The sequence below is a fragment of the Streptoalloteichus hindustanus genome (genome assembly GCF_900129375.1).
GTDB lineage: Bacteria > Actinomycetota > Actinomycetes > Mycobacteriales > Pseudonocardiaceae > Streptoalloteichus > Streptoalloteichus hindustanus.
Window position 1 is genome coordinate 814,118 of record NZ_FQVN01000001.1, and the last position, 20,152, is coordinate 834,269.

Genomic DNA, 20,152 nt, shown 5'->3' on the forward strand with positions numbered 1-20,152 from the left:
CGGGATGGCTCAGGCGACCTCGGTGACGACCTCGCGCAGGGTCTTGGCGACCCGCTCCACCTGGTCGTCGGTGAGGTTGGCGTGCATCGGGATGGCCAGGTGCCGGCCGAACAGGTCCGCCGAGACCGGGCAGGGCGCCGTCGTCCCGTACAGGGGCTGGAGGTGCGAGGCGTACGTGCCGAAGTTGCACTGCACGCCGCGCTCGCGCAGCCGCAGCGCGACCTCGCCGCGGTCGAGGCCGGGGGCGAGCGTCACCACGTAGGACTGCCACGGGTGCACCCGGTCCGGCAGCTCCACCGGCAGGCCGACCAGCTCCAGGTCGCCGAGCAGCTCGGCGTAGCCCTCGGCCGCCCGGCGGCGGTTGGCGAGCAGGCTCGGCAGCCGGTCGAGCTGGGCCAGCATGATCGCGGCCGCCACGTCCGACATCCGGTAGTTGTAGCCGAGCTCGTCGAACGACGGCACCGGCAGCTCGCGGGAGCCCTCGCGGTTGATCGCCGGCTCGATGCCGTAGGTGTGCAGCTTGCGCGCCTTGGCGACCAGCTCGGCGTCGTCGCTGACGAGGGCGCCGCCCTCGCCGGCGGTGATGCCCTTGCGGCCGTGGAAGCTGAAGGTCGCCGCGTCGGCGAGCGAGCCGGCGGGGCGACCCCGGTAGCTGGCGCCCGCGGAGCAGGCCGCGTCCTCGACCAGGAACAGCCCGTGCCGGTCGGCGATGGCCCGGTACTCGTCGAAGTCGCCGGGCTGGCCGAACACGTCGACCGCGACGATGCCGACGGTGCGCGGCGTGATCGCCGCCTCGACCGCGGCCGGGTCGGCCGACCAGATGTCCGGGCGGATGTCGGCGAAGACCGGCCGGGCGCCGGTCCACAGCACGGAGTGGCCGGTGGCGGGGAAGGTGTAGTCGCCGACGACGACCTCGTCACCCGGCTTCACGCCCAGGGTCAGCAGCGCCAGGTGCAGCGCCGTCCCGCAGTTGCTCGTGGCCAGCGCGTTCCCGGTGCCGGCGACGGCGGCGAACCGCTCCTCGAACGCCCGGCAGGTGGGGCCGGCTCCGGACAGCCAGCCCGACTCGAACACCGACGCCACGGCGGCGAGCTCGGCCTCGCCCACGGTGGGCTGGCCGAGGGCGATCGGACCCTGGGCGTTGCTGTCGGACATACCTCTCCCCGGGTTGGTCGGCCGCGAGTATATGAAGCGGATGGGATCCGACTGGTCGCGGACCGTAGGCTGCGACGAGCACGGTACCGGGGTCGTGAACCGGGGTCATGAACCGCACTCAGGGGTGGTCGCTCAGTGCAGCACGTAGCTGTCGTCGGTGGTGGGATCGTCGGCCTCGCGGTCGCGCACGAGCTGGCCGCCGAGCGCGGTGTCTCGGTCACGGTCCTGGAGAAGGAGACCGGGTGGGCCGCCCACCAGACCGGGCACAACAGCGGCGTCGTGCACGCGGGCCTCTACTACAAGCCCGGCTCGCACAAGGCGTGGATGGCCGTGGCCGGCAGCCGGTCGATGGTGCGGTTCGCCAGGGACAACGGCGTGCCGGTCGAGGTCTGCGGCAAGCTCGTCGTCGCGACCGAGCCCGAGGAGCTGCCCCGGCTCCAGGTGCTCGCCGAGCGGGCCGAGGCCAACGGCGTGCCGGCGAAGCGGATCGACGCGGCCGAGGCCCGGGAGTACGAGCCCGAGGTGAACTGCCTGGCCGCGCTGCGGGTGGAGACGACCGGCATCGTCGACTACGGCGCGGTGTGCCGCGCGCTCGTGCGACGCCTCGGCGACCTGGGCGCCGAGCTGCGGGCCGGCACCGAGGTGCTCGGCATCCGCGGCCGCGACGGCCGGGTCGAGCTCGCCACCCCCGACGGCGTCGTCCGGGCGGACGCGCTGGTCAACTGCGCGGGTCTGCAGAGCGACCGGGTGGCGCGGCTGGCCGGGCTGAACCCGGCGGCGCGCATCGTCCCGTTCCGCGGCGAGTACTACGAGCTGCGCCCGGAGCGCCGGCACCTGGTGCGCGGCCTGATCTACCCGGTGCCGGACCCGTCGTTGCCGTTCCTCGGCGTCCACCTCACCCGCATGATCGACGGCAGCGTGCACGCCGGCCCGAACGCCGTGCTCGCGCTGCGCCGCGAGGGCTACCGCTGGCGCGACGTCTCCGCGCGGGACCTGGTCGAGGTGGCCCGGTTCCCCGGCTCGTGGCGGCTGGCGCGGAAGTACGCGCGCACCGGGGTGGACGAGGTGCTGCGTTCCTTCTCGAAGCAGCGGTTCGCCAACAGTCTGGCCCGGCTCGTGCCGGCGGTGCGCAGGGACGACCTGGTGCGCGCCGAGGCGGGTGTGCGGGCGCAGGCGATGCTGCCGGACGGCTCGCTCGTCGACGACTTCCTGTTCGAGATGGCGCCCCGGCAGGTGCACGTGCTCAACGCGCCCTCGCCGGCCGCCACCGCCAGCCTGGAGATCGCCAGGCACGTCGCCGACCGGGTGGTCGACCAGCTCTGACGGCGGGCCGCGCCCCGGCGTCCGCCAGCGCCTCGCGGCCGGCGTGCGCCGGGGGCTCGTCCGGGATGGGTGGCCGCCGGCACGCGGCCCCGTTCCGGTGCCCCGTTCCGCTGGTCGCCGGATCCCGGAGAGATCGCGGCCGAGGTGGTCCCGCGCCCTCCCGTCGCAGGTGGCGGCCCTGATCACCACCGGGCCGACGCGGGGTCGACCGACCCCCGGCGTCGCCCGGCTGTAGCATCGGTCTCGCTTCCGGCTCCCGCTCGCGGTGAGCGCCGAACCGACCACCCCTCGAAGAGACGTGACGGAAAAAGCTGACATCGTGAAGCTTCCCAAGACCTTCGAGCTGCTCGACGAGAGCGGTATCGGGCTTGATGGCGCGGACGGCCTGCTGAACGAGCGGGAACGCCGCCTGCTCGTCGGCGCCGCCAACTTCCACGCGCTGGCCGGCCCCGGTCGAACCTTCCGGTTCACCGTGCTGCGCGGCCCCAGCGGCACCCTCCCCTCGCTGACCGACGAGGCGTGCCACCAGATCGGCTGGGCCGACGACCGCGAGGTCGTCGGGTCCATGGTCGTGCGCAGCCTGGTGCACACCACGGCCAAGTTCTCGCCGGCCGACGGCCTGGTGGACCTGGTGGTCGACCTGGGCGGCGAGCCGCGGCTCGCCTCCGCCTACGACCAGCTCCCCGGCCTGCTCGGCAAGGCGCGGCGCACCGTGCGGTTCATGGCCCCGGTGCAGTTCGACGCGCTCCGCCAGTTCCGGACCGACGTGGTCGAGCGACGGCACCGCACCCGCCCGGTGCCCAGGAAGGCGCCGGTCCGGCTGGCCAGGGGCGCCGCCGCGCGCCGCCCGGCCACCAAGCCGGCGGTGCTGTTCGGCCTGCACTGGCTGGAGCTGGGCGGCGCCGAGCGCTGGGCGCTGGAGACGGTCCAGATGGCGCGCGAGGCCGGCATGGTGCCGATCGTGATCACCGACCGGCCGTCCAGCCACTCCTGGATCGAGCGGCCGGAGCTGGAGGGCGCGGTCATCGTGCCGCTGACCCACCCGACCAGCCCCGAGCAGGAGTCGGCGTTCCTCAACGGCGTGCTGTCGACCTACGACGTGCGGGGCGTGCACCTGCACCACTGCACCTGGCTCTACGAGCGGCTGCCGTGGCTGAAGTCCATCCGCCCGGACATCCCCGTGGTGGACTCGCTGCACATCCTGGAGTGGCGCACCGGCGGTTTCGTCGACATCTCGGTGCGCATGTCGAACATGATCGACAAGCACCACGTGATCTCGCCGCAGCTGCGGGACTACCTGGTCGGCCGGCAGGGCGTCGAGCCGGAGAAGGTCGAGCTGGCGACGCTGGCCACCCTGACCACCGCCGGGATCGAGCGCCCCGGGCGCGTCGAGGGGGCCGCCGACCCGTTCACCGTGTCCTTCGTCGGGCGGTTCACCCAGCAGAAGCGGCCCTACCTGTTCCTCCAGCTCGCCGCCGAGCTGCGGGCGACCGCCCCCGGCCGGGTGCGGTTCGTCATGCACGGCGACGGCGAGCTGGCCGGCGAGGTGATGGCCCGCCGGGACCGCCTCGGCCTGGCCGACGTGCTGGAGGTGCGCGGACCGGACCAGCCGGTGGCGCGCACGCTGGCGGAGACCGACGCGCTGGTGATCTCCTCGGACAACGAGGGCCTGACCCTGACCTCGTTCGAGGCCACCGCCGCCGGTGTGCCGGTGGTGTCGACCGACGTGGGCTCCCAGGCGTCGCTGATCGCCGACGACCTGCTCTGCCCCCGGCACCCCTTCCCGTTCGTGCGGCTGGCCGCCGAGCGGCTGCGCACGATGATGACCTCGCCGGACCAGCGCAAGACCTGGCTGGACGAGCAGGCGGTCAAGGCCGAGGCCTTCGCCAAGCTGCCGGATGCCCGTACCTGGACCCGCGACCTCTACGAAGGATGGCTCAAGTGAGCACCCCAGCCAGCGTCGCCGCTGTCGTCGTCACGTACAACCGCAAGGACAAGGTCACCAAGGTCCTCGACCACGTCCTGTCCCAGACGCGGAAGCCGGACTGGGTGCTGGTCGTGGACAACGCCTCGACCGACGGGACGCCCGAGGTGCTGGCGCGCTACACCGAGCACGAGCACGTGCGGCTGCTCCGGCTGGAGGAGAACACCGGCGGCGCCGGCGGCTTCGCGCACGGCATGTCCAAGGCGTACGAGCTGGGCGCCGACTTCGTCTGGATCATGGACGACGACTGCTACCCCAACGACGACGCGTTGGAGGAGCTGGTCAACGGCCACGCCAAGGCCGAGGAGGCCATGGGCATGCAGCTGCCCTACGCCTGCTCCGTCGTGAAGTGGACCGACGGCGACATCTGCGAGATGAACAACCCGGGCACCACCTGGGACTGGGGCCGCCTCCTCGCCAAGGGCGTCGACGGCGTGCTCACCACGTCCTGCTCGTTCGTCTCCGTGCTGGTGCCCCGCTGGGCGATGACCCGCTTCGGGCTGCCGCTCAAGGAGTACTTCATCTGGTTCGACGACGCGGAGTACACGCTGCGGCTCGGCAAGGCCGCGCCCGGCGTGCAGTGCCTGCGCAGCGTCGTCGTGCACGACCTGGGCGTCAACCGGGGCGTCAACTTCGGCGACATCAACCACAGCAACATCTGGAAGTTCGAGTACGGCGCCCGCAACGAGGCGTCCTACCGGCTGCACCACGAGGACTTCGGCGCGTTCCTGCGGCACGTGCAGCGCACGCTGCGCGGCATGCGGGAGGGCCGGGTGTCCTGGCCGCTGCGCCTGCGCGTGCTCAAGGCGCTCGCGCGGGGCATCCGGTTCAACCCGAAGCCGGAGTTCCCGCGCTCGGTGCTCTGAGTTCCGGGCCGCGTGCCCACTCGGCGGGCGGGTCGATGACACGGTCATCGGCCCGCCCGTTCCGTTGTGCCCGTGGAAACGAGCCCTCGGCCACGACCCGGCGCGCCCGGTGCCCGTCCCCATCCGACCACTCACGCGGACCAACAATCCCCTTCACGTCGTCGCCCCTACAACTCAGTAGTAGGGGGATCCCCCTTTTCTGATTCTGGCATCGAGGGCTGACATTTCCGGCGAGTTTTGCCGGGTGCGGCTGGGAGATGACTCGATCTGGTTCCCGTTTTCCCCGGATCGGATGAGTTGGGGGTGCGAGGTCGACGGCAGTGCCCGGGAAGCCAAGGGTCCAACCTGCTCAGGACCGCGTGCGACGGCCACGGGGCAGTGCTCCGGGAGCGAGGTGAGCGCCCGAGGTGCCGTAGGCTGAAATCGCGACCAGGGGCCGCTGTCTTTCCGCCCATCGCGAATGTGTCGCGGCGCCCCCCCGCTCGCCCATCACCCGATCGTGGCCTTCTGGGCTTTAGCCAGGGGGAACCCCCATTTCTTACTATTCCGGGTGGGTCTGACATTGCGGGCCCGGTTGCTCGGGTGTGGGGAGAAGATCAGTCGATCGGGTGGGTTCGGCGGCGTGAGCGTCGGTGCCCGGCGTCTGGTGGCCGGTGCCCCCGGGCTCGGCGTCAGGGGCCGGAGCGCTGCTCCGAGACGAGTTGGCCGTTGGGGCCGATGCCCAGCATGACCGGGCGGCCGTTCCGGTCGGTCGCCGCCGCGGGGCAGTCCGCGATGGTCCGGTCGATCGTCTCGGCCGCCTTCGGCGCCCCGTCCTGGGACAGCGTCGTCGTGTCGACGCGGCCGGAGCCCCCGCGCAGGTAGACGCGCAGCCCGTCGCGGCCGGAGGCGACGGCGGGGGAGCACCCGCTGCCGGCGGCTTTGGTCGTGCCGGGCGCCTTCTTCCAGTGCCGGCCGTCGGGCTGCTCGGTGTAGGTGACCAGCTCGGTGCTGTCCGCCGCCTGGTAGACGACGGCGAGCCGGCCGTCCGGGCGCCGGCCGACGCCGGGCGGGCCGGCGGGGACGGGCGTGGCCTGCCCCTCGCCGAGCTTCGGGCGCAGGGCCAGCCGCTCGCCCCGCCGGGGCTGCGCCCAGTGCGCGATCCCGCCCCGGGTGTGGCCGAACACCTGCGTGCGGCCGTCGCCGCCGACCGCGGCGGCCAGGCCGTCCTGCACGTCGTGGCCGCCCAGGTCGACCCACTCCTGCCAGCGGTCCCGGTCGTCCAGGACGCGCGAGCTGATCCCGCCGCCCCCGTTGCGCACGACCACGGTGATCCGGCCGTCGGCGTCGGTGACCGCCGTGGGCACGCCGATGTCGCGCTGCTGCTCCTGGCCAGCGCTGGTGTTCGGGTTGCCCAGGCTGGTCCAGGTCGGCGACCAGCCGCCGTTGGGCTCGGCCTGCGCCACGGTGACGATCTCGTGCGTGTCGAGCCGCCGGGCGAACACCCGCAGCCGGCCGTCCCGCCCGGTGGCGGTGGACAGCCAGGTCGCGAGCGGGCCGCCCACCTCGGGCAGCGGGGTCGGCGCGTCCCAGCGGCCGTCGTCCCGCTGCCGCCAGGTCAGCACCCCCGTGCCCAGCGCGGCGAACGCCTGGAGCCGGCCGTCGGCGTTCTGCCCGACCCACGAGTGGCCCCGCGCCCAGCGGTAGCGCATCCGGCCCTGCCAGGCGGCGTAGATGCCGTGGTTGAACGCCATCCGGTCGTGCCGGACGTACTCGGCGAACACCGACGCCTTGTCGGCGCGCTGGTCGGCGCCGAGGTTCACCGGGGTGTCGGCGACGTTGTAATCCCGGTAGTTGAGCTTCACGAACCGGGGCTGCTGCCCGCCAGCGCCGTGCCGGTGCACGGCCTCCTCGGCGAACCGCGCCGTCATCACGTGGTCGGGGTGGTCGTGGAAGGGCTTCCAGTTGGTGGTGTAACGCGGGTCGGGCTGCGGGTCCTGCACCCGCACCGTGGTTGGCCGGAACCGGTCGAGCAGGCCGGCGAGCACGTCCACCACGCCGGCCCGGTTGTAGCGGAACGGCTGGTGCACGACGGCGCGGGCGGGCACGACGGTCTCCACGTGCTGCTGGTTCGTGCGGTCCCGCCACAACCGCGTCAGCGTGGCGCGCCCGCCGTGCACGCGCGGGTCGGCGTCCTCGGGCAGGTTGACGAACACGAGCTGGACGTCGGGCCGGGCCTTCAACGTGTACAGCTCGACCTGGCGGTCGGCGACCGGCAGCGCCTCGGCCCGCCAGTCGTCGGCCACGCCGGCCATCCGGGCGTAGGCGGCCCGCGCGCCCGCCTGGCGGCTCGCCGCGTACTCGGCGCGGTCCGCCACGTCGGCCTCGCCCGCGGTGAGGAACACCGTGGTGGTCGGCCGGCCGGCCCGCACGTCCGTGCTCAGGTCCGGGTTCATGAACAGGATGTCGTCGTCCTGGTGCGCCACCACCTGCAGCGACCTGGCCGGGATCGGCGGCGGCTCCGGCTCGGGGCCGGGTGCGGGCGCCGGTTCGGGTGGCCCCGAGCAGGAGAGCGCCACCGCCACGACGACGAGACCGGAGAGGACGCCGAGGGCGCGCGGGGCCCCGGGTCCGACGAGCCGACGCCACGCCCCTCGCACCAAACGATCCTCCAGACGCGGCCCGAGTCGCTGCCTGCTTTTGGGCGAACCTTAGCCATCATGGGTCAATGACCGACATAGCCCTGCCGTTGGCGGACGCATCGGCGGCTGATAGACAACCATGCGGTTGCCGGGAGCGTCCTAAAACGACGTGGCGCGTTCGGTGGCGAGACGCCAGATGGTCGACGAATTCGTGGCGGTGCGGTCCATGCCTCACGTCAGGGGAGTGAGATGAGGCTCTCCGTGGTGATCCCGTGCTTCAACGAGGAGCACGGGATAGATCGCCTGCACGTCGTGCTGGCGGAGGTCCTGCCGGGGGTCAGCGAGGACTTCGAGGTCCTGCTGGTCGACGACGGCAGCCAGGACGGCACGTTGTCGGCCATGCGCCGCCTGGCCGCGGCCGACCCCCGGTTCAGGTACCTGGCGCTGAGCAGGAACTTCGGCAAGGAGGCGGCGATGCTGGCCGGCCTCAGCCAGGCGACCGGCGACGTCGTGGCGATCATGGACGCCGACCTGCAGCACCCCCCCCAGCTGCTGGCCGGCATGGTTGCCCTGCTCGGCCAGGGGCACGACCAGGTGGTGGCCCGGCGGACCCGGTCCGGCGAGCCGACCGTGCGCCGGCTGTTGTCCCGACTGTACTACCGCATGATCAACAAAGTCGTGGACGTCGAACTGGAGGACGGCGTCGGCGACTTCCGCGTGTTGTCGCGACGCGCCGTCCGCGCGTTGCTCTCGCTCGGCGAGTACAACCGGTTCTCCAAGGGTCTGTTCGCCTGGATCGGCTTCGACACGGCGGTCGTGGACTACGACAACGTCCAGCGCGCGGCCGGCAGCAGTAAGTTCACATTCCGGAAGCTGCTGAACTACGGTATCGACGGCGTTGTTTCTTTTAACAACAAACCGTTGCGCGCCGCCATCTACCTCGGCGGGCTCGTCACGGTGCTGTCCTTCACCTACGCGGCGTTCGTCCTCGTCGACTCGTTGACCAGGGGTGTCGACGTGCCCGGCTACGCCACGCTGATGGTCGGCGTCGCCGGTCTGGGCGGGTTGCAGCTGTTGTTCCTCGGCGTGCTGGGCGAGTACCTGGGCCGCATCTACTACGAGACCAAGCGCCGGCCGCACTTCCTGGTCAAGGAGGCCAGCGGGCCGGCCGACCCGCCGGTCAGCGTGCCGCTGGGCCCGCACGCCGAGCAGATCGCGGAGTTCGCCGACCAGCTGGAACTGCACGGCCACGCCCCGGTGGGCAGCACCGTCCCGCCCCCCGCGGCCAACGGCCCGCGGGAGGAGACTCACCCGGCGCCGCACCACCCGACAGTGGGCGCGTCGGCCCGCGGGGGGTTGGGGCCGGGAGGCTCCCCGGGGGAGGATCTGGCGCGGACCGGCCAGGGTCGCGGACCCGGCGTCGACGCCTCGTCCCCGGAAGGCGGCGCGGGCACGGGTCCGACGGCAGGGGACCCCGCGGAGAGGGACCCGGCGGGAAGGGACACAGTGGGAAGGGACCCAGCAGGAAGGGACACGGTGCAGGAAGGCACGCGGCGGTGAGCCGACCGGCCGGAGCGGGCGCCGACCGCCTGGCCCGCATGTTGCGCTTCGGCGCCGTCGGCGTCGTCAACACGGGCGTGTACTACGGGCTCTACCTGCTGACGCGGCTGGCCATCCCCTACCTCGCCGCGCACGTGCTGGCGTTCCTGCTGGCCATGGTCGGGTCGTACTTCCTGAACTGCTACTTCACCTTCCGCACCCGGCCAACGCTGCGGAAGTTCCTGCTCTTCCCGCTGTCCAACCTGACCAACTTCGTGGTGCAGACGACCGGTCTGTACCTGCTGGTGGACGTGCTGGGGACGAACGAGCGGATCGCGCCCCTGATCGCCGCCGCGGCGGCGATCCCGATCACCTTCCTCGTGGCCCAGTTCGTCCTCGCCGACCGTGGCGCCGACAAGCCCGCCGACCACGCCGTCGACAGGGTCGTTGACAGCTCCGTCGACCCCGCCGTCGACAGGGCCACCGCCCGCCCGGCCGCCGGGCCGGTCCCCTCGCCCGTCCGGGCCGCGGCCCAGGAGCCGGTCTCCGGGCCGGCGCGGCCGCGGCTGCCCGAAGGAGAAGTGGAGAAGTCCCCGTGACCGCTGTGTCCGACCCGCCCGAGGTCGAGCCGGCCGCCACCGACGGCGCCGGAGCCACCGACGCCGCAGACGCGCCGGCCGGCGACCGGTGGCGGTCGGTCGCCGTGCCGCTCGGGGTGTGCCTGCTCGTCGCGGCGCTGGCCCTGCTCCCGCTGCTGGGCAACCGGACCTTCTACTTCTGGGACGACAGCGCCGCGCAGTTCGTGCCCATGTGGCACGCCCTGGGCGAGCGCATCCTGGAGGGCAACTGGCCGCCCCTGCTCGACCTCGACGCCTGGATGGGCGGCAACCTCGCCGCCGAGGCCCTGTTCGGGGTGTGGAACCCGGTCAACGCGGCGAACTACGTGCTGGTGGCCGGGCTGGGCGACCTCGCGGTGGCCGCGGCCGTCGTCAAGGCCGAGTTCCTGGTGCTGCTGGCGCTCGGCGTCTACCTGCTGTGCCGGGAGTACGGGGCGGCGCGCTGGGCGTCCTCCGTGATCGCGGTGGCGCTGCCGTTCTCCGGCTTCACCCTGTACTTCGAGGCCAGCACCTGGGCCGCCGGCCTGATGTCGTTCACCTGGGTGCCCTACGTCTGGTGGTCGGTCCGCCGCTGCGCCCGCGGCCGGATGCTCGCCGTCTGGCCCTTCCTGTTCGGCGCGCTGGCCGTCACCGCCGGCAACCCCTACGGCCTGCTCGCGGTGTGCGTGGTGTTCCTCGGGCTGCTGGTCGAGTTCTGGCTGCGGCGGGAGCGCCGCGCCGTCCTGTGGGTGCTCCTGGTCGGGGTCGCGCTGGTCGGGGTCGCGCTGCTGGTGTTCCTCCCGCTCCTGGGCAACTCCTCGGTGTCCTGGCGCGCGGGCAACTCGCTGCGCAACGACCGGCAGCTGGTCCCCTCGCTGCCCGACGTGCTCAACATGAGCATGCCCAGCTTCGTCCCCGCGGTCACCTCGTTCGCGCCGGGCTCGATCCGGATGACCGTGCCGGCCACCTACTTCGCCTGGTTCGCCCTGCCGCTGGCGGCCTGGCTCGACTGGGGCGTGCTGCGCCGGAACTGGCGCCGGCTGGCCGGCGCGTTCGTCGTGGGCGGCTGCTACCTGGTCGCCGCGGTCGGCCCGTCCAACCTGTGGATGTTCCGCTGGCCGCTGCGGCTGGTGGAGTACGTCTTCCTCGGGCTGGGCGTCGTCCTGGCGGTGCTGCTCACGGCGGGCCTGCGGACCGACCACCTCCGGCGCCGGATCGCGGCGTCCGCCCTGGTGATCCTGGCCAGCGGCTACCTCGCGTTCGCGGCGTGGCCCAAGCTCTCCCCCCGGCACCTGGTGTCGATGGCGGCGCTGGCCGCGCTGACCGCGCTCGCGGTCCTGGTCGCCCGCCGGGCGCGGCGCTGGCTGGCCGTGGTGCTGCACGGCGGCACCGTGGCCGCGCTGGTGCTGATGGTGACCTGGTTCCCGGGGAACCGGGACGTCACCAACCACGACTTCCCGCACTCGGTGGCGGCGATCCGGCACGACTTCACCGAGCGCTACCACGGCACCACGTTCCAGATCGCCGACCCCTGGTTCATCACCAACCCGTCCACGCGCCCCGCCGAGCCGTGGCGGGACATGCTGTTCGGCAACATGTACCGGGCGGCCAGCGTGGCCAGCACGACCTCCTACACGGGCATGGGCAACCGGTACATGGCCGAGGAGCTGATGCTGACCTACCTGGGCGGCGTGCACGCCCAGGCCCGGCCGACCACCTACGAGCGGCTGCACCGGCCGACCCCGGTCGGCCCCTCCCTGGCCGATCTCATGCGGGTGAGCACGGTCGTGGTCCAACGCCCGCTGCTCGACGCCCCGGCGGTCCCGCCCGGGTGGCGGATCGCGGAGCGCAACGACGCCGTCACGGTGCTGCGCCGCGAGGCCGCCCTGCCGTGGCCGGACGGCCGGCTGTCGTTCGCCTCGCCCAACCTGCGGGTCACCGCGGACGCCAGGGACCACCAGCGCACCGAGAACGTCCGGTTCGAGCGCACCGGGAGCGGGGCGGGTCAGCTCGTCTTCGCCCGGCTCGCCTGGCCGGGGTACGTCGCCCAGGTGAACGGCGTGGAGGTGCCCGTGCGCACCGGCCCCGGCGGCCTGGTCGTGGTCGACATCCCGGACGGGACGCGCGGCGGGGAGTTGCGCCTGCACTGGAGCCCGCCCGGGCTGACGGTGGGCCTGGTCACGGTCGCGGCCGGTCTGCTGCTCGTGCTCGCGCTGTCCGGTTACCAGCTGCGCTCGCGTCGTCACCCGGCCCGGTTCGGGGTGTCCGAATGACGCCGGTACCCTGGCGCTCCGTGAGCTTCGCAGGCTACGACCTGATCATCGTCGGTTCCGGATTCTTCGGTCTCACCATCGCCGAGCGCGCCGCAACAGAGCTCGACAAGCGCGTGCTCGTGCTGGAGCGGCGGCACCACATCGGTGGCAACGCCTACTCGGAGCCCGAGCCGGAAACCGGCATCGAGGTGCACAAGTACGGCGCCCACCTGTTCCACACGTCCAACAAGCGGGTGTGGGACTACGTGAACAAGTTCACGGAGTTCACCAACTACCAGCACCGCGTCTACACGATCCACAAGGGCCAGGTCTACTCGATGCCGATGGGCCTGGGCATGATCTCCCAGTTCCTCGGCCGCTACCTGACCCCGGCCGAGGCCCGCGCGTGGGTGGCCGAGCACGCCGCCGAGGTCGACAGCGCCGACGTCAGCAACCTCGAGGAGAAGGCGATCAGCCTGATCGGGCGCCCCCTCTACGAGGCGTTCGTGCGGGACTACACCGCCAAGCAGTGGCAGACGGACCCGAAGGAGCTGCCGGCCGCCACCATCACCCGGTTGCCGGTCCGCTACACCTTCGACAACCGGTACTTCAACGACACGTGGGAGGGCCTGCCGGTCGACGGCTACACCGCGTGGCTGGAGCGGATGGCCGACCACCCCAACATCGAGGTGCGGCTGAACGTCGACTTCTTCGACGTGCGCGACCAGCTCCCGGCCGGCGTCCCGGTCGTCTACACCGGCCCGCTCGACCGGTACTTCGACTACCGCGAGGGCGAGCTGGGCTGGCGCACCCTGGACTTCGAGACCGAGGTGCTGCCGACCGGCGACTTCCAGGGGACGTCGGTGATGAACTACGCCGACGCCGACGTCCCCTACACCCGCATCCACGAGTTCCGGCACTTCCACCCGGAGCGGGCCGACCGCTACCCGACGGACAGGACGGTCGTGGTGCGGGAGTACTCGCGGTCCGCCGAGAAGGGCGACGAGCCGTACTACCCGATCAACACCGCCGAGGACCGCGCGAAGCTGGAGCGCTACCGCGAGCTCGCCCGGGCCGAGGCCAGGGAGAACAACGTCCTGTTCGGCGGTCGCCTCGGGACGTACAAGTACCTGGACATGCACATGGCGATCGGGTCGGCGCTGAGCGCGTTCGACAACAAGATCCGTCCGTACTTCACCGAGGGCGCCGCCCTCGACGGGGCGCTGGACTGACCGAGGATCGCCCGACGCCGACGCCGACGCCGTCGCCGTCCCGGGGTACCGGGCGCCGGTGACGACGAGCACCACCGGTTCGCCGGCACGACCTCCGGGTGGGAGGGTCGTGCCGGCGAACCGTCGGCGGCCCCCCACCGTGAGCGAGTCAGGGGAACCCAGATGAGCCTGGCCAGAGCATCAGGAGCGGTCCGTGGGTGACAACGTCCTTCTTCCCCCCGCTGACCGCGACCGGGTGCGGGCGGAACGCGAGACCGAGCCCGCCGCGGAGGCGGCCGAGCCCGAACCCGGGACCGCGGTGAGCCGGACGCGCGTCGCCGGCCGGCTGTTCGCCCCGCTGGCCATGCTGGTCCTGGTGGCGGTCGGCGCGGCGTTCCCGCTGATCCGCTACCGCATCTTCTACGCGATCGACGACACCGCGGCCGTCGGCATCCCGGTCTGGCGGCGGATGGGGCAGGCCCTGACCGAGGGGCGCGTGCCGTTCCTCGAACTCGACATGTGGCGGGGTGGGAACCTCGCCGCCGAGGCCGCGACCGGCCTCTGGAACCCGCTGGCCGACGTGCTCGCGGTGACCACCTACCAGATCGACAACATGGCGCTGGCCATGACCGTCGTGAAGGTCACCTTCTTCCTGGTCCTGGCCGGGGGCGTCTACCTGCTCAGCCGCTCCTACGGGGCCAACCCCTGGCTGGCCGCCGCCGTCGGCGCCGCCATGCCGTTCAGCGGCTACAACCTCTTCATGGACGCCGAGGCGTGGGTCAACGCCGTCATGGTCACGGCGTTCCTGCCCTGGGTCCTCTGGTCGGCGCGGCGCGCCCTCGCCGGCGGCGGGTCGCTGCTGCCGGTGGTCGTCTGCGGGTTCCTCTGCGCGGGCACCGGCAACCCCTACGGCCTGCTCGGCACCGCCGTGGCGATCTTCGCCGCGCTGGTCGAGGCGTGGGTGAGCCACCGGCGGAACCGGATCGGCGGCGTCGTGGTCGCCGGCGGCACGATCGTGCTGCTCAGCTTCGTGGTGTACCTGCCGTTCCTGCTCACCTCCAAGGTCGGCTTCCGGGCCGAGCACGGCACCCACAACAACGAGTTCCTCTCGCCCACGCTCAGCGACCTCCTGGGCATCAGCACCCCGAGCTTCGAGCCCTACGTCAACATCTGGGGCACCGGGTACATGACCTTCCCCGGCGTCTACCTGGCCTGGTTCGTGCTGCCGCTCGTGCCGTGGCTGCGGTGGCGGACGCTGCTGGAGCGCTGGCGCGACCTCGGCGGGCTGCTGACCTTCGGCGCGGTGTTCCTGCTGATGGTGCTCGGCCCCGAGCAGCTGTGGATGTTCCGCTGGCCGGCCCGGCTGCTGCCGTACCTGCTGATCGCCGTGGCCGCGTTGTTCGCCGTGCTGGCGAGCCGGGGACTGGAGCGCACACACGTCGCGCGCCGCACGGGCGCGTCGGTGGCGATCATCCTGCTCGGCGCCTACCTGGCCTGGTCGGACACGCCCCAGTTCTGGGGCCGGCACGCGGTGTCGGCCGTCGTGGTCGTCGCGCTGGTCCTGCTGCTGGTCCGCCTGGCCGACAACCACCGCGCCGGGTTCGCGGTGATGATGGTGGGCACCCTGGCGGTGCTCAACCTCCAGCTGTTCTGGACGCCGACCAACCGGAACGTCGACGCCTACCAGTTCCCGACCAGCCAGCAGCTCGTCCGGGACCGGTTCGACCAGCGCTACCCGGGCGTGACGGTGCAGATCGCGGACTTCGGGCACGTCCCGCTGGAGGACCGGCACCCCGGCGGCGCCTACCGCGACATGCTGTTCGGCTCGAACTACAGCGCGGCCAGCGTGGAGGCCCTCAACGCCTACAGCGGCGTCGGCTTCAACGCCATGGACAACACGCTGTGCATGATCTTCCAGGGCTCGACCTGCCCCGAGGCGTGGGACGCGCTGTGGAAGAAGCCGGAGGGCGCGGACCGGCCGCTGGCCGACCTGCTGCGCGCGCAGACCGTCGTGGTGCAGAACCTCCTCAACGACACCAGGAACGCGCCGGCCCCGCAGGGCTGGCGCCGGGCCGAGGTCACCGACCGGGTGACGGTGTGGCGCCGGGTCGCGCCGCTGCCCTGGCCCGACGCCCGGCTGTCGGCCGCGACCGGCGTCGAGGTCACCGCGGACCGGATGACCGACCACGTCGGGGAGAAGGTCAGCTTCCGGCGCGCGGGCCAGGGCAGGGCGTCGCTGACGTTCGCCCGGCTCGCCTGGCCCGGGTACGAGGTGAAGGTGAACGGCACGCCCGTCGAGTGGCGCACCGGCCCCGCCGGTCTGCTCACGGTGGACCTGCCGGACAACGCGAAGCAGGGCGACGTCGAGATCAGCTGGTCGCCGCCGGGCTTCGCCGCCGGCCTCGGGGTGTTCGGCGTGGGCGTGCTGAGCGCCCTGCTGCTGCACTTCGTGCCGGTGCTTCGCCGCCGACGGGCCGCCGCCCGCTCCTGAGCCCCGAGCCGCCGCCCGCTCCGGAAGTCGGCGCGAGAACGAGAGACGGCCTGTCCCACCAGCCCCCGGGGTCGTGGGACAGGCCGTCTCCTTCTCCGGGACGGAAACGTCTACTTCACGTACCCGTACATCCGGGAGTCGCCGTTCAGCGGGGCGACGTGCGCCGTCGCGACGTGCGCGAAGTTGACGACCAGCGTCGTGCCGTCCGCGGCGGGGATGTTCCAGGTCTGGCCGGTCTTCACCAGCTGGTGCAGTCGCTGGCCGAGGTCGGCGGCCGTGTCCTCGTCGAGGGCGACCCACACCGGCTCCCCACCGCCGACCAGGTGGAGGACGAGGGCTCGCTTGGCTGCGCTCATGACCCCACGGCACCACATCGGCCCGCCCCGGGGAACCCGGGTTCACTCCGGGCAGACACCTTCCCCTGCCGGCGAACGGCGCCAGGGTACCAACGGGCGCCGAGGAGCCAACCGGCGCCGGAGAGCCGATCCGCGCCCGGAACGCCGACCGCCGCCGGCCTGGCCCTCGCTGGGGCCGTGGACCGGCGGCGGTCGCCGAAGTCGCACGCGGCGCTCACTTGCGGAAGAAGCGCTCCTTCTGGCCGAGGCGCACGAGCCGCAACCACTCCAGGAACGCCTTCGGGTCGCGTCGGACGCCGAGGAAGTACAGGCCGAACCGGGCGACCTCCAGCATCCCCAGCTTGCGCATGCCCGGCTGGGAGAGCAGGTACCCGCGGTTGCGGTAGGTGTAGTAGCGCTTGACCTCGTTCTCCGGGTCCTGCGCGTGGAACCGGCCGCCGAGCATCGGCTTGAACTCGGCCGACCCGTTGGGGTGGGCGAACACCGCGCGCAGCGTGGTGCCGAACGGCAGCCCGCTGCGCAGCAGCCGCCGGTGGATCTCCACCTCGTCGCCGCGGAAGAACAGGCGGTAGTCCGGCACGCCCACCACGTCGAGCGTGGCCGCGCGGAACAGGGCGCCGTTGAACAGCGAGGCGATCCCGGGCAGGAAGTCCCCGTCCACGCCCTCCAGCTCGCGCGTCCCGCGCTTCCAGGTCAGACCCCGCCGCATGGGGAAGGCCAGCCGCTCCGGCCGCTCGATGTCGACCACGACCGGGGAGACTGCGGCCAGCTTCCGCCGCCGCGCCTCCTCCAGCAGGGTCGCCAGGACCCGCTCGTCCGCGGGGCGCCCGTCGTCGTCGCCGAGCCAGATCCACTCCGCGCCCATCGCGAGCGCGTGCAGCATCCCGAGCGCGAACCCGCCGGCCCCGCCCAGGTTGCGGTGCGAGGCCAGGTAGGTGCTGGGGACGGGGCAGTCCGCCACCACGTCGGCCGCCGACTGGTCGGGACCGTTGTCGACCACGACGAGGTGGTCGGGCTGCCGGGTCTGCGCGCCGACCACCTTCAGCGACTCGGCGAGCAGCTCCCTGCGGTGCCGGGTGACGATGACGGCGACCACCGCGCCCGGGGGCAGGGGCGACCGCGCGGGGGACGCCGACCCGCTCATGCGGAACCGCCGACCGCCGCGAGCCGGTCCAGCACGTGCTGCGGGACGTTCTGGAACGGGTCGTGGCCCTTGTAGGCGGTGAGCACCTCGCGCAGCCCGCCCTGCATCTTCATCCGGCCCTGGTCCATCCAGATCGCCGAGTTGCACAGCTCCATGAGGAACTCGTCCGAGTGCGAGGCGAAGACCAGCAGGCCGGAGCGGCGGACCAGGTCGTTGAGCCGGTCCCGCGCCCGTTCCAGGAACGCCGCGTCGACCGCGCCGATGCCCTCGTCGAGCAGCAGGATCTCCGGGTCGATCGAGGTCACCACGCCCAGCGCCAGCCGCACCCGCATACCCGTCGAGTACGTGCGCAGCGGCATGTTGAGGTAGTTGCCGAGCTCGGTGAAGTCGGCGATGTCGTCGACCCGCTTCTCCATCTGGGCGCGGGTCATGCCGAGGAACAGGCCCCGGATGATGATGTTCTCGTGGCCGGAGATCTCCGGGTCCATGCCGACCCCGAGGTCGAACACCGGGGCGACCTTGCCGACCACCCGGGAGTTGCCCCTGGTCGGCTCGTAGATCCCGGAGAGCAGCCGCAGCAGGGTGGACTTGCCGGCGCCGTTGTGGCCGACCAGGCCCACGCGGTCACCGTGGCGCAGCGAGATGTTGATGTCCTGCAGCGCCTCGATGACCGGCACCTTGGCGTCGCTGCTGATCTTGCCGCCGGCCTTGCCGAGCACGGCCTTCTTCAACGACCGCGTCTTGGCGTCGAAGATGGGGAACTCGACGGACGCGTTCCAGACGTCGATGCTGACCACTGTTGTTCGGCCTCACTCACACCCAGTAGGAGACGCGGGCACGGTAGTTCCGGAGGAAGATCGCCGCCAGCCCGGTCAGCACGACCGTGGCCACCAGCACGACGTACCAGTGCCGCCACACGATCGGCTGGCCCAGCATCGGCTGCCGGATCATCTCCACGTAGTGCAGGAACGGGTTCAGCTCCGCGTACTTCACCCGGGGGCTGTTGTGGAGCAGCTGGGAGTCGTAGATCCAGGCCACCGGCGTCATGAAGAAGAGCATCTGCACGACGCTGCCGGTGATCGGCGGGATGTCCCGGAACCGGGTGCTGACGATGCCGACGAACGTCGACACCGCCAGGCCGTTGACCATCAGCAGCAGGAGCGCCGGGACGGCGAGCAGCATGCTGAAGCTGATGTGACCGCCGTAGTTCCACGGCGGGAAGATCAGCAGCACGGCCACGTAGACGACCAGGTTGTGCAGGAACAACAGCGTCTGCCGCCACACCAGCCGGTACACGTGCACGCTGATCGGCGCGGGCAGGTGCTTGATCAGGCCCTCGTTGGCGATGAAGACGTTGGCGCCCTCGTTGACGCAGCCGCCGATGAAGTTCCAGACGATGAAGCCGACCGCCACGTAGGGGAGCTGGCGCTCCAGCGGCTGGCCCATCAGGCCCGAGTACAGGATGCCCAGCGCCGTCGCCGTCACGGCCATGCTGATCGTGATCCACAGGGGACCGATGACCGAGCGGCGGTACTGCTGCTTGATGTCCTGCCACCCGAGGTGGGCCCAGAGCTGGCGGTTCCGCCACCCCTGGGTCAGGTCCTGGCGAGCCCGAGCGAAACTGCGCGACGGGACGGGAGGTGCCTGGTCAGGCTGCTCGACGGTGCTGGGGGATTGCACAGTTAGTGAGGGTACCGGCGGGTTGGCGCTGGCCTGCCAGTGGTCCATCACATGCCCGTGACACGAGCGATCACCTGCTCGTTGTCGACCGTGTACCCCTCGTAGCGGAACTCGATCCCGGTCTCGGCCACGTACTCCTGCCAGGCGCGGTACTCGTGCTCCTGCCAGCCGGGGTAGTTGAAGAACTCGTCGAACACCACGACGCTGCCCACCCGCAGGCGCGGGCCCACATGGCGCAGGACAGTACGCGTTGAGGAGTAGAGGTCCGCGTCCAGGTGGAGGAACGCCACCGGCCCCTCGTGCTCGGCCACGAACGTCGGCAGGGTGTCCTCGAACCAGCCGACCACCAGCTCGGCGCCCGGCACGTCGGGCAGCTGCTCGGTGTCGAACGCGCCCGCGGGGAACCCGGTGCGCCAGTCCTCCGGCAACCCCTGGAAGGAGTCGAACCCGTAGACCGCCCTGCCCTCGCGCGCGGCCGCGATGACCTTCAGCGTCGAGCCGCTGAACACCCCGAACTCCAGCGCCATGCCCTCCACCTCGGCGGCGAGCGCCAGGCCGTGCTCCAGGGTGGCGACGGGGTCGGTGAAGGTGGGGACCGCGCCCATCACGGCCCTGGCGAACTCCGCGCTGGTCGCGGCGGCGGCGTACTCGTCGTGGTAGGCGAGGTCGCGGCGCGCCCGGTGCTCGAACCCCGCGATGGCCTGGACCAGCCGGTCGGCCTCGCCGCGCACCTCGGCCAGCTCCTGCCGGGTGGCGCGCAGCTCGTCGTGCAGCGCCGCGGTCTCCCTCCGCAGCTCGTCGACCTGCTCGACCTGGTGGCGGTGGTATCTGCCGACCACCTCGTCGACGGCGCGCATGGCCTTGGCGCGCAGGACGTGACGGAACTGGTCGAGCCTCCGGTAGCGCACGTCTGAGTCCTCCCGAACGTGGTGGG

The 20,152-nt window shown here is 72.1% G+C and carries 15 protein-coding genes; 8 read left to right on the forward strand and 7 right to left on the reverse strand.

Features of this window, described 5'->3' with window-relative positions; genetic code table 11:
- Positions 1-9: 9 nt before the first annotated feature.
- Complete coding sequence (locus BUE43_RS03870) at positions 10-1,155, reverse strand: DegT/DnrJ/EryC1/StrS family aminotransferase (RefSeq protein WP_073479875.1); 1,146 nt, start codon at positions 1,153-1,155, stop codon at positions 10-12.
- A gap of 135 nt (positions 1,156-1,290) precedes the next feature.
- On the opposite strand from BUE43_RS03870, the gene lhgO reads away from it, so the two are divergent.
- From lhgO to BUE43_RS03885, 3 genes are all read left to right on the forward strand, one after another.
- Positions 1,291-2,478: an L-2-hydroxyglutarate oxidase gene (lhgO, locus tag BUE43_RS03875; RefSeq protein WP_073479876.1), complete on the forward strand. Its 1,188-nt coding sequence runs from the start codon at positions 1,291-1,293 to the stop codon at positions 2,476-2,478.
- A 319-nt stretch (positions 2,479-2,797) separates the two neighbouring features.
- Entirely contained in the window at positions 2,798-4,423 is a 1,626-nt protein-coding gene (locus BUE43_RS03880; protein WP_234995512.1) for a glycosyltransferase, read from the forward strand.
- Entirely contained in the window at positions 4,420-5,328 is a 909-nt protein-coding gene (locus tag BUE43_RS03885) for a glycosyltransferase family 2 protein (RefSeq protein ID WP_234995513.1), read from the forward strand. Before BUE43_RS03880 ends, BUE43_RS03885 begins: the two co-directional genes overlap by 4 nt.
- Before the next feature lie 671 nt (positions 5,329-5,999).
- Here the strand turns inward: BUE43_RS03885 and BUE43_RS03890 are convergent.
- On the reverse strand, positions 6,000-7,967 hold the full coding sequence (locus tag BUE43_RS03890) for a PIG-L family deacetylase (protein WP_073479878.1): 1,968 nt from the start codon (positions 7,965-7,967) through the stop codon (positions 6,000-6,002).
- Between the two features lie 231 nt (positions 7,968-8,198).
- Here BUE43_RS03890 and BUE43_RS03895 point away from each other — a divergent pair, with 231 nt between their 5' ends.
- The 5 genes from BUE43_RS03895 (at position 8,199) to BUE43_RS03915 (ending at position 16,038) form a co-directional block, all read left to right on the forward strand.
- Entirely contained in the window at positions 8,199-9,509 is a 1,311-nt protein-coding gene (locus BUE43_RS03895) for a glycosyltransferase family 2 protein (RefSeq protein WP_143173924.1), read from the forward strand.
- On the forward strand, positions 9,506-10,087 hold the full coding sequence (locus BUE43_RS32550) for a GtrA family protein (RefSeq protein WP_234995514.1): 582 nt from the start codon (positions 9,506-9,508) through the stop codon (positions 10,085-10,087). The genes BUE43_RS03895 and BUE43_RS32550 overlap by 4 nt, the downstream gene beginning before the upstream one ends.
- A complete protein-coding gene (locus BUE43_RS03905; RefSeq protein WP_143173925.1) occupies positions 10,084-12,357 on the forward strand; it encodes a glycosyltransferase family protein in 2,274 nt (757 codons plus the stop codon). Before BUE43_RS32550 ends, BUE43_RS03905 begins: the two co-directional genes overlap by 4 nt.
- A complete protein-coding gene (glf, locus tag BUE43_RS03910) occupies positions 12,354-13,568 on the forward strand; it encodes a UDP-galactopyranose mutase (RefSeq protein ID WP_200797349.1) in 1,215 nt (404 codons plus the stop codon). Before BUE43_RS03905 ends, glf begins: the two co-directional genes overlap by 4 nt.
- A gap of 193 nt (positions 13,569-13,761) precedes the next feature.
- Positions 13,762-16,038 (forward strand): glycosyltransferase family protein, encoded by a 2,277-nt coding sequence (locus BUE43_RS03915; RefSeq protein ID WP_073479880.1) that lies wholly within the window; start codon positions 13,762-13,764, stop codon positions 16,036-16,038.
- Positions 16,039-16,148: 110 nt separating this feature from the next.
- On the opposite strand, the gene BUE43_RS03920 is transcribed toward BUE43_RS03915, so the two are convergent.
- From BUE43_RS03920 to BUE43_RS03940, 5 genes are all read right to left on the reverse strand, one after another.
- Positions 16,149-16,394, reverse strand: coding sequence for a hypothetical protein (locus BUE43_RS03920; RefSeq protein WP_073479881.1), 246 nt, complete (start codon positions 16,392-16,394; stop codon positions 16,149-16,151).
- 214 nt (positions 16,395-16,608) lie between these two features.
- Positions 16,609-17,538 carry a galactofuranosyltransferase GlfT1 gene (gene glfT1 / locus BUE43_RS03925; protein WP_073479882.1) on the reverse strand — a complete coding sequence of 310 codons (930 nt, stop codon included), beginning with the start codon at positions 17,536-17,538 and terminating at the stop codon, positions 16,609-16,611.
- Complete coding sequence (wzt, locus tag BUE43_RS03930) at positions 17,535-18,335, reverse strand: galactan export ABC transporter ATP-binding subunit Wzt/RfbE (RefSeq protein WP_073479883.1); 801 nt, start codon at positions 18,333-18,335, stop codon at positions 17,535-17,537. The genes glfT1 and wzt overlap by 4 nt, the downstream gene beginning before the upstream one ends.
- A 16-nt stretch (positions 18,336-18,351) precedes the next feature.
- On the reverse strand, positions 18,352-19,218 hold the full coding sequence (wzm, locus tag BUE43_RS03935; RefSeq protein WP_073479884.1) for a galactan export ABC transporter permease subunit Wzm/RfbD: 867 nt from the start codon (positions 19,216-19,218) through the stop codon (positions 18,352-18,354).
- A 47-nt stretch (positions 19,219-19,265) separates the two neighbouring features.
- On the reverse strand, positions 19,266-20,126 hold the full coding sequence (locus BUE43_RS03940; protein WP_073479885.1) for a TylF/MycF/NovP-related O-methyltransferase: 861 nt from the start codon (positions 20,124-20,126) through the stop codon (positions 19,266-19,268).
- Positions 20,127-20,152 lie beyond the last annotated feature (26 nt).

Coding starts and splice junctions, on each gene's coding strand:
- glfT1 (WP_073479882.1), bottom strand. CDS start 17,538: ATGAGCGGGTCGGCGTCCCCCGCGCGGTCGCCCCTGCCCCCGGGCGCG.
- BUE43_RS03895 (WP_143173924.1), top strand. CDS start 8,199: ATGAGGCTCTCCGTGGTGATCCCGTGCTTCAACGAGGAGCACGGGATA.
- BUE43_RS03870 (WP_073479875.1), bottom strand. CDS start 1,155: ATGTCCGACAGCAACGCCCAGGGTCCGATCGCCCTCGGCCAGCCCACC.
- BUE43_RS03920 (WP_073479881.1), bottom strand. CDS start 16,394: ATGAGCGCAGCCAAGCGAGCCCTCGTCCTCCACCTGGTCGGCGGTGGG.
- glf (WP_200797349.1), top strand. CDS start 12,354: ATGACGCCGGTACCCTGGCGCTCCGTGAGCTTCGCAGGCTACGACCTG.